Source organism: Protofrankia sp. Cj3 (genome assembly GCF_917627355.1).
In the GTDB taxonomy this organism is placed as follows: Bacteria; Actinomycetota; Actinomycetes; order Frankiales; family Frankiaceae; genus Protofrankia.
Map to the genome: position 1 here is coordinate 30,887 of NZ_CAKJTR010000030.1, position 3,293 is coordinate 34,179.

The 3,293-nt window shown below is 70.3% G+C and carries 2 protein-coding genes and 1 pseudogene; 1 reads left to right on the forward strand and 2 read right to left on the reverse strand.

From position 1 onward, the window contains the following. Positions 1 to 1,250 (reverse strand): cytochrome P450 (locus MJ783_RS06425; RefSeq protein ID WP_370651460.1); only part of this gene is annotated, 1,250 nt, incomplete at its 3' end. A gap of 234 nt (positions 1,251 to 1,484) precedes the next feature. Here MJ783_RS06425 and MJ783_RS06430 point away from each other — a divergent pair. After that, positions 1,485 to 3,044: an MFS transporter gene (locus tag MJ783_RS06430; protein WP_239309120.1), complete on the forward strand. Its 1,560-nt coding sequence runs from the start codon at positions 1,485 to 1,487 to the stop codon at positions 3,042 to 3,044. Between the two features lie 40 nt (positions 3,045 to 3,084). Here the strand turns inward: MJ783_RS06430 and MJ783_RS06435 are convergent. After that, a pseudogene (locus tag MJ783_RS06435) lies at positions 3,085 to 3,293 on the reverse strand (glycosyltransferase family 1 protein); the annotation flags it as partial.

Below are 3,293 nucleotides of genomic sequence, written 5' to 3' on the forward strand. Positions count from 1 at the left end.
CGCACGGGAAGTTCCGACATGCCACGGACCACGAGGTTCGGGCGGTAGGGGGGTGGATCGGCGAGCAGTGTGATCGCGGACACCCGCCGGGCGATGGCACGCAGCGCGACCTCCACTTCGAGCCGTACCAACGACGCACCGATGCAGTAGTGCAGCCCCAGCCCGAAGGCCAGATGGCGGTTCACCCGCGCCCGCTGGGCGTATCGGGTCAGATCCAGGCGGTCGGGGTCGGTGAAGGCGTCCGGGTCCCGGTTCGCGGAGCCGAGCATCAGGATGAGGCTGTCCCCGGGAGCGAACGTGTGCCCGGAAAGGGTGATCTCCTGGCGTGCTGTGCGGGTCGTCAGCTGCGCGGGAGCGTCATAACGCAGCATCTCGTCCACTGCCGGCAGCGCGAGGCCCGGCCTCTGGCGCAGGAGCTCGAACTGGTCGGGATGGCGGATCAGCGCGAGTATCCCGTTACTGATGAGGTTGACCGTGGTCTCGTGCCCGGCGACGACCAGCACGAGCAGGGTGCCGAGCATTTCCGCGGCTGTCAGGCGGTCGTCCTCGTCCTCGGCCTCGACCTGCGCAAGTGCGCTGATGAGGTCCTGGCGGGGCCGGGCCCGGCGGTCCGCGACCAGCGCGCCGAAGAAATCCAGGAACTCCCCCACGGCGGCCGTCCGGTTCGCGAGCTCGTCCGGGGACATCAGGGCGTCGGGATCGAGCCCGCGGGCAATACCGGCCGACATCCGGCGGATGGCGGCGTGCTCGCTCGCGGGCACGCCGAGCAGCTCGCACACCATCGTCAACGGCAACGGGTAGGCCAGCGCCTCGACCAGGTCCACCTCGCCGTCGGCCAACGCCCGCTCGAGCAGGCTCGCCACGACCTGCTCGGCGTGCCCGCGCATCCCCTCGATCCGGCGGGGGGTGAACGCCTTGCTCACCAGCCCCCGCAGCCGCGTGTGGTCCGGGGGCTCCATCCAGAGGAAGGAGCCCGGCAGCTCCACGTCACTGTCCGGGTGGAGCAGCTCGGACTCCTCGGCGTGGCTCCAGGCCGGATTCTGCAGTATCGCGTCGCATTCGGCATAGCCGGGAACGAGCGACGGGCCGAGCGGCCCCGGGACAAACGGGCCGGCCGCCCGCAGAATGTCATAGCTTCGGTAGGGGTCGTGCCGCCAGCCGGGGCTAAAAGCGTTAATAACAGCGTGCTGAACCCCGGTGATGTCTTCCACCGCGGTTGTGGCGGTGCGCCCAGTGCCGGCGAGGTCCACGTGCAGCTCCGTTCGGTGCGAAGAACCGGCGGTGTAGTCAGCCGAAAGCGGTACTCGCGAAGGACACGCGCTATGCTGGCTCCCGCAAGCGCCGATGGTCAAGATTCGTGTCCTGGTCGCTATCGCTTGATTGGCTGTGGCACCGCGGTTGCCCAAACAGCCGTCGCCCGTTCAAACGCCCGTTGTCCAGTGGCCGGCTGTCCAGTGGCCGGCTGTCCAGTGGCCGGCTGTCCAGTGGCCGGCCGCGTCGATGTGCTGGAGAATAGGGCTACGGATACCAACCTTCGCTACGCTTCGCCGGCCGGACGCTGGGTGTTGCTCGCCACCGTGCTCGGGTCGAGCATCGCCGCGCTCGACGCCACCGTCGTCAACATCGCCCTTCCCCGGATCGGCGCCGACCTCGGGACCGGCCTGTCGGGGCTACAGTGGACGGTCAACGCCTACACGCTCACCCTCGCCGGCTTCCTGCTGCTCGGCGGTTCGCTCGGCGACAGCTACGGCCGCCGCAGGGTGTTCCTCATCGGCGTGCTGTGGTTCGCCGCCGCCTCCATGCTGTGCGCGGTCGCACCCACAGCCGGCCTGTTGATCGCGGCCCGGGCGCTGCAGGGGGTCGGCGGCGCCCTGCTGGCCCCTGGCAGCCTCGCGATCATCGAGGCGAGCTTTCGTCCCGAGGACCGCTCGGCGGCCATCGGCGCCTGGTCAGGCCTGGGTGGCGTCGCCATCGCGATCGGCCCCTTCCTCGGGGGCTGGCTGGTCCAGGCGGTCTCCTGGCGGCTGATCTTTCTGATCAATCTGCCCCTCGGCGCCGTCGTGGTCTGGGTGGCGCTGCGCCATGTGCCGGAAACCCGCAATCCCCGTCCAGCCACCGGGCTCGATCTGCCCGGGGCGGCCCTGGCCGCGCTGGGCCTGGCCGGCGTGATCTATGCGCTCACCGAGGGCAGCAGCCTGGGCTGGGGATCGCTGACCGTGCTCGTCACCGGTGTCGGCGGGGTGGCGGCCCTGGTGGCGATGGTCGTGGTGGAAAGGCGCAGCCCCCATCCGATGCTGCCGCTGGAGATCTTCTCCTCCCGCCAGTTCAGCGCCGCCAATCTGGTGACGTTCGTCGTCTACGCCGCGCTGGGAGGCTCGATCTTCCTGCTTCCGGTCGTCCTGCAGAACGCCGTCGGGTTCTCTCCGATCGAGGCCGGCGCGGCCCTGCTCCCGGTCACGATCCTGATGCTCACCCTGTCGGCCAGGGCCGGGCGCCTGGCCCAACGCATCGGGCCCCGCCTGCCCATGACCGTCGGCCCCATCGTCGCCGGTACCGGCCTGGCGCTGCTCACCCGGGTCGACGTCACCAGCACGTACATCGGCACGGTACTGCCGGCGATGGCCGTGTTCGGGCTGGGGCTGTCGCTGACGGTGGCACCGCTGACATCCACGGTCCTCGCCGCCGCCAGCGACGCACACGCGGGGGTGGCTTCCGCGGTCAACAACGACGTCTCCCGCGCGGCCGGTCTCGTTGCCGTGGCCGCGCTGCCCGTCGTCGCGGGCATCTCGACAAGCGCCTACCACAACCCCGACAAGCTGGTAGCTGGCTTCCACACCGCCATGTCGATCACAGCGGGGATGTGCGTGACCGGCGGCCTGCTCGCCTTCCTCACGATCCGCCGGCCGGCCCCCACGCGGGCGCCCGCCGTCGCCGTCCACCGCTGTCCGCTGGAGGCCGCGCCGTTGTGCGGCCCGGACGAATCGCAGCCGCCCGCGCTCAGTCTCGCCACGGCCGGGACGGATCCGCCGTCGGCTGGACGATGAACACCGACCCGACCGGCCGCGCCGTCACCGGGGTATCCGCTCACGTGCTATCAGCAAGGCGGCGCCACGTATCAATGAGCCTGGTGGCCTGCAACTCGGGGGAGAACTCGGACCTGATCCGACAGCGCAGAGCCGACGCGCGGAGTGCGGCCTCCTCAGGTGACCGGATCACATTTCTGATCGCGTCGGCCACGGCCTCGGGATCGATCGGCGGTACAAGCCATCCACACGTGTGGTCGACGAGCGCGG